At 56.8% G+C, this 6,310-nt stretch carries 7 protein-coding genes; all 7 read right to left on the reverse strand.

Annotation, left to right across the window (positions count from 1 at the left end; genetic code table 11):
• The coding region (locus KRZ98_RS18025; protein WP_217674825.1) for a hypothetical protein at positions 1-265 on the reverse strand (265 nt) is incomplete at its 3' end.
• Complete coding sequence (locus KRZ98_RS18030) at positions 262-1,719, reverse strand: class I SAM-dependent DNA methyltransferase (protein ID WP_217674826.1); 1,458 nt, start codon at positions 1,717-1,719, stop codon at positions 262-264. The genes KRZ98_RS18030 and KRZ98_RS18025, both read right to left, overlap by 4 nt.
• A gap of 3 nt (positions 1,720-1,722) precedes the next feature.
• Entirely contained in the window at positions 1,723-4,176 is a 2,454-nt protein-coding gene (hsdR, locus tag KRZ98_RS18035; protein WP_254798676.1) for an EcoAI/FtnUII family type I restriction enzme subunit R, read from the reverse strand.
• 192 nt (positions 4,177-4,368) lie between these two features.
• Positions 4,369-4,548: a hypothetical protein gene (locus KRZ98_RS18040; protein ID WP_217674827.1), complete on the reverse strand. Its 180-nt coding sequence runs from the start codon at positions 4,546-4,548 to the stop codon at positions 4,369-4,371.
• 2 nt (positions 4,549-4,550) lie between these two features.
• Positions 4,551-4,886 carry a DUF3768 domain-containing protein gene (locus tag KRZ98_RS18045; protein ID WP_217674828.1) on the reverse strand — a complete coding sequence of 112 codons (336 nt, stop codon included), beginning with the start codon at positions 4,884-4,886 and terminating at the stop codon, positions 4,551-4,553.
• Positions 4,886-5,344 (reverse strand): hypothetical protein, encoded by a 459-nt coding sequence (locus tag KRZ98_RS18050; RefSeq protein WP_217674829.1) that lies wholly within the window; start codon positions 5,342-5,344, stop codon positions 4,886-4,888. The genes KRZ98_RS18045 and KRZ98_RS18050 overlap by 1 nt, the downstream gene beginning before the upstream one ends.
• A 338-nt stretch (positions 5,345-5,682) precedes the next feature.
• Complete coding sequence (locus KRZ98_RS18055) at positions 5,683-6,156, reverse strand: hypothetical protein (RefSeq protein ID WP_217674830.1); 474 nt, start codon at positions 6,154-6,156, stop codon at positions 5,683-5,685.
• Positions 6,157-6,310 lie beyond the last annotated feature (154 nt).

Raw genomic sequence — 6,310 nt, forward strand, 5'->3', positions numbered from 1 at the left:
AAACGGACGGACCCGCTCCCACTGCTCGTCGCTTAATCCGTGTCGATCCAAGATGGCGCTCCCTTCGCCAGTCTTGAATCCGATCTGCGCGGAAAAGGGAATCCCCTAATTGTCCACAGGCCTTAGTTACAGGCTCATCATCGGCATCCTGCTCAACCAGCTTGCCGCGCACGGCAAGATCCAGAACAAACTGACGTAATCGGTTGATGGCATCCGGCGCGTCCGCGATCCGCGCATAGTGCTCCAGCATTAGCACAGTGTTCATCGCGCCAACGCCTCGGCCAGAATGGTTTGCAACTGCGCACGCAGGTCTGCCGCTCGGACCTCGGCAGCGTTCAGATTGGCCAGCAGTTCCGCCGGGTCGCCATGGTCAGCATCGACGCTGTGCGGGTTCTTGAAGTCCAGGTTATATCCCCGTGCCTTCACGTCTTCGAGGCTAACCTTCCACGATTGCGGGCCTTCCTCGCGACCCTTCCGATCAGGGCCGCCCCACCATTCCACGCAGGGCGCGAAATGCTCCTGCCGGATCGGCCTAGTCATCGAATAAGCCTTCTGGCCCAAGGGCACTTGGTGTTCGTAAAACCAGACGTCCTTGGTAGGCTCGCCTTTCTCAAAAAACAGCAGGTTGGTGCCGATAGAAGCGTAGGGTTTGAACACGCTATTGGGCAGACGAACGATGGTGTGGAGGTTACACTCTTCCAACAGCGCCTCTTTTAGCCGGGTCTTCACGCCTTCGCCAAACAGGCTGCCGTCTGGCAACACGATGGCCGCAACGCCACCCTTACGCAGAAGGCGGATAAACAGGGCTAGGAACAGGTCGGCGGTTTCACGAGTGCGGAAATGCTGGGGGAAGTTGCTTTCAATCCCATCCTCTTCCTTGCCGCCGAACGGCGGGTTGGTGAGGATCACATCGACACGATCCTTCTGCTCCCAAGAGATATAGGGCCGGGCCAGCGTATTATCATGGCGCACAAAACTGGGGTCTTCCACGCCGTGCAGCAGCATGTTGGTGACGCAGAGCATGTGCGGCAGCGGTTTCTTTTCCACGGCGCGCAATGATGCCTGCATCAACGCTTCATCCTCGGGTCGCTTCACATAGCGGTCGCGCATATGCTTCATGGCGCAAGTGAGGAAACCGCCGGTGCCGCACGATGGATCAAAGATGATCTCGCCCGGCTTGGGGTCGATGCGGTCAACCATGAAGGCAGTGACGGCGCGGGGGGTGTAGTATTCCCCGGCGTTGCCAGCGGACTGCAGGTCGTTGAGAAGTGTTTCGTAAACGTCGCCGAAGTGCTGGCGCTCGGAGAGGTTGTTGAAGTCGATGTCGTTGATCTTGTTGACCACCTGCCGCAGCAACTGGCCGGATTTCATGTAATTATAGGCATCTTCGAACACGTCACGCACGACACGGCGGCGGTCGCTGGGCTGGCCAGTGGGCTTCAGGCCCTTCATCGCCGGGAACAGCTCTTCGTTGATGAAAGTGAGCAACGCCTCTCCGGTCAGACCTTCGGGGTCGGCGGCCCAGCTACGCCACTGGAATTGGTCGGGCACGGGTGACTGATAGCCATCGCGCATCAATTCCAATTCTTGGTCCTGATCATCGATGATTTTCAGGAAAAATAGCCAGCAAAGTTGGCTGATACGCTGGGCATCACCATCAACGCCGCTGTCTTTGCGCATGATGTCCTGAATGGATTTGACGAGTGTGCGGACCGACATTGATTAAGCAACTTCCTGATATAATTCATTTTGTAAGTCGTGGACGGCATTTTCGAAGCCCACCTTCCCGCCGAAGGCTTTGATGAGCTGCACGGGCGTCCCCAGCGTATTCAAAGGCGGGATGCGCAGCACGTTGGTATCGTCGAGATTGAGCATTCCCTCGTCGGCATATTTGGTCAGCAGAGCGTCAAGCACCGCTCGGGCCTGATCCCCATACTTGCCGAAAACATCGCGCTTTTGGACATTGTCGGCGCGTTCGCGGCGGGTCAGCGGCTTACGATCAAACGCGATATGGCAAATGAGATCGAACGGATCGAGGTCTTTTCCAAGCTCCTCCGCGATCACGTCCAAGGCCAAACCCTCCGCGCTCAATTCATCGAGCAAAGCCTGTTTGCGCTCGGCGCAATTCCAGCGGTTGAGGAAATCATCCAAACTCGCGAAATGCTTGCGCAGCGCATTCTTCGTGAAATCACGCAGGCTTTCGGTAACAAGCCTGCCGCTCTCATCGAGATATTCCACGCGCTCTGCCACGATGACCACGGGCACGCCATCGACATAGATTTTGGCCTTTTTACCGCCGCCCCCGGTGATGTCGATGTCTTTGCCATCATCGACCACGGTTTCGCCTTCGCCGGGCTTCTCGCTTTCGTCGCCATCATCGGCCGGGGTGGTATCGCCATCGTCCGGCGGTGTTACCGGATCATCCGCGCCGGGTTCGTAAATCTGAACAGGTTCGCCGTCGAAATCGGGGTCCGCAAAGTGATTGGTGGCCCCACGAAAATCCATGAGGGTGAAGAAGTATTTGCGAGTATCCTCATGGACCCGTGTGCCGCGCCCGACGATCTGCTTGAACTCGGTCATCGAACCAACATCGCGGTCCAGCACGATCAGGCGGCACGTCTGCGCATCAACGCCGGTCGATAGCAGCCGGGACGTGGTGACGAGCACGGGATAACGGCTTTCCGGATCAATGAAGTTGCCAAGCTGCGCCTGTCCTTCCGGATCATTGCCAGTGATGCGCATGACGTAGCGCGAACTCTCGGCAAACAGGTCGGCATTCTCGTTGATGAGGGCCTGCCGCATCCGGGCCGCGTGCTCCTGATCTACACAGAACACGATAGTCTTCTGGTAGCGGTCGCCGCTGGCTTTGAGGAATTCCGTGACCTTTTTCGCCACCAGCTTGGTGCGATCATCGAGCACCAAGGTTCGGTCGAAATCCTTGGTATTGTAAATCCGGTCCTCGATCTCGACGCCATCGCGATCCACCTGACCCTTTTCTGGCCGATAGCCTTCAACATCGCGGTCGATGTGAACCTTGACAACTTTGTAGGGCGCAAGGAACCCATCGCGGATGCCCTGCTTCAGCGTGTAGCTGTAGGCGGGCTTCCCGAAATAATCGATGTTGGAGGCGTATGTTGTCTCTTTCGGCGTGGCGGTCAGGCCGATTTGCGTGGCATCGGTGAAATGCTCAAGGATTTCACGCCACGCGCTATCGTCGGCGGCGCTGCCACGGTGGCATTCATCAATCACAATGAGGTCGAAGAAACCGGGAGAGAATTCCTTGAACAGTTTCTGGCGCTCTTCCGGGCCAGTGATCGCTTGATAAAGCCCGAGATAAATCTCGTAGGCGGTGTCCACCCGCCGCTTTTTATCCATGGCAATTGTCAAGTCGATCTTGCTGCCATCATCCCGCTCGATGGTTTTCGCGTTGGCGGACAGCTTCGCCATGGCAGGGCCGAACGGGCGAAAATCATTGACCATGGTCTGATCGACGAGAATATTGCGATCAGCGAGGAACAGGACGCGCTTTTTGTGCCCGCCCTTCCACAAACGCCAGATGATCTGGAACGCCGTATAGGTCTTGCCAGTGCCGGTCGCCATGACCAGCAAAACACGGTTCCGCCCTTTGGCGATGGCCTCCATCGCTGCGTTGACCGCGTTGACCTGATAATATCGAGGCTGCTTCCCGCTGCCATCGTCGTAATAATCTTCAAGAACGATCTCTTCGCCCTTGGTCGTCAGCCCCTTCCACGCCGCATATCGCTGCCAAAGCTCATCGGGCGAGGGAAACGCTTCCAAGCTAAGCGTGGCTTCGACGGCATCGCTGGTACCTGTGCGGTCATGAAAAACGAAGCCGTCGCCATTTGACGCGAAAACGAAGGGAATATCGAGCGTTTCGGCATATTCCAGCGCCTGCTGTATCCCGGCCCCGATGCTTTGTGAATTTTCCTTGGCTTCGATCAGCGCCAGAGGAATGTTCGGTTTGTAATAAAGGACGTAGTCCGCGCGCTTGGCTTTTCCCCGGCTGACCATCTTGCCGCGCACAATTATGCGCCCCTTGGTAAAACTGACCTCTTCTCTGATCTGGGTCATTTCATCCCAGCCAGCATTCTTCACCGCAGGGGTAATGAATTTGGTGCAGATGTCGCGCTCGCTCAGAGGTTTCTTGTCGATCATTCCCACCCGCCCTTCGCTTGATGCGTAAGGGCTGATCGCTTTCAAAACCAGCCTGAGTGTTGGCAGTCAGCTAAAAAATGGGGAAATTACCAGACAGTCGCGGCAAAAATGATCAGTTTCGACGCCGAGGATCGCATCGCCATATCTGCCGGTCGTTTGGCCGTGGGTTGAACAAGGCTCATCAAGCCAGGATCAATTGATGGCGTCGCGCGCGATCTTCGCAGTATGCTGGCGTGGATGAAGTAAAATCTCGGGCGGCCACGGCTTATCCGTTTTCACGATGACATGGGCTTCGGCGCGGTTGAGCTTGATGAGCAGGCGAAGTTGCCGGACATGCTGTTCCGATAAATCGAGAAGCTGATACCGCCACATCGTCAATATTCCTCCGCCAACATGATCGTCATGACTCGCTTCGTGGTCGCTGGATCAGCCGGGTCTGGGTCAGCGCCGCTCCGATCGCGGGGGTGATAATCGATCTTCCAGATAATCCGGTGATCCTCCACCGCGACCACCGCGCAATCATGCTCGCCGTGGGGATCGTTGTCCGAGGTGAAGGCGGCAAACAGCCGCACGGCTCTGATAACAGCATCTTTCGTCGCAATGGGCAGGGCGGCAACACCGGCGGACAGGAATATCCAGCCGTCCTCGCCGGTGCCGCGCAGCCGGTCATTGAGGCGGGCGATGGTCGCCCGCCTCGTTTGCTCCAGCATTACGCCTTTGCCTTCTTCGCCTTCGGCTTGAAATTCGCCTTGCGCTCCGCGATGGCTGCGGTGAGCTGCGGGTCCAGTTCGCCCGCGTTGATCGCCTCAATGATCGAGCCGATGATGACCGGCACCTCGTTGATGTCCTGGACGGATACCGCGTTCATGCCCTTGGCGAACTCCAGCGGTTTGCTGCCATAGCGAAGCTGGAAGAACATTTTGCCTCCGACATCGGTGAACCAGCCCTTGCGGACATGGCGCGCGGCCTCGACACGGACCTTTTCGCCTGCTTCGTTGGTGCGCGTGACCTTTTTGGTAGCCTGAAACGCCGTTCCGGCGATTTCCGCCTCCGCCAACGCCTTCTGTTCTGCGAGATAGCGAAGCAGCTTCGCACGGAAGCCATGTTCGGACGCGCCGACATTTGCCGGGGCGGCAGCGGTAAGCTTGAGGGACTTGAGGATCGACATGAGCATCTCCTTGCTGTTTCGGACAAGCGAGCCGTAATGTCGTCATTCGTGAGAGCGACCGAAGATTGGCGTTGAACGCCAGAAAAATACCCAAAAATAATTCCGTCGCCATCACCACGGTTTTTGGGCCGTTTGGGATGGGACGGAATATCATTCGTTCCATATGTCTGTGTTTCTTCGTGTCGCTGTTCATCTTGGTTCGTCGTCTGCTTCGTCTCTGTCTGTGATCTTCTATATCATCTGGTGATAGTATTCACTGCGGCCCAAGATCGATGGTCCGCGTTCTGGATGATATATCGATAAACCGTAGGGCCTCGCGTGGCGGCAGCCCCCGACAATTATCGAGAGGACGAAATCTCCGCATGGCGGGGTAGCAGGAGACGATCACTCGTCTGCGGCCTAAGTTCCTTGGTGATGTAATCCGCGACACCTTCGGCGCAATGGACCACCTGAATGTCGAGATTGCCGCCTTTGACCAGCGTTTCCCATATGCCATCGGCGATCAAACAGAAGCGTAGCTTTTGGATATCGCTCATCCTGAATAGCGCGTGGATGTGGATGTTGGTGTCGGGCTTCTCGACGGTGGCGATGTAACTGGATCGCTTATCAGGGCGGCGGAGGAAAGCGCGACCGATAAGCTTGCGATCGATATAGCCGTGAAACTTTTCAAACGTCCTTTGCGCCTCGTCTATGTTGATACCACGGTTGAAAACGAAGGTGACGAACAGGTCGGGTTTGAACTCGGTCATCCAGCGGATACATTCGGCTCTGTATTTCTCGCCCGTCCTTACGGGCAATGTCGCGTGTGCCATCTGGCTCTCCCATCTGGCCGACGTTCGTTAAGGCCTGTGGACAATTAGGGGATTCCCTTTTCCGCGCAGATCGGATTCAAGACTGGCGAAGGGAGCGCCATCTTGGATCGACACGGATTAAGCGACGAGCAGTGGGAGCGGGTCCGTCCGTTTC

The sequence above is a fragment of the Sphingobium sp. AS12 genome, from assembly GCF_019097845.1.
In the GTDB taxonomy this organism is placed as follows: domain Bacteria; phylum Pseudomonadota; class Alphaproteobacteria; order Sphingomonadales; family Sphingomonadaceae; genus Sphingobium.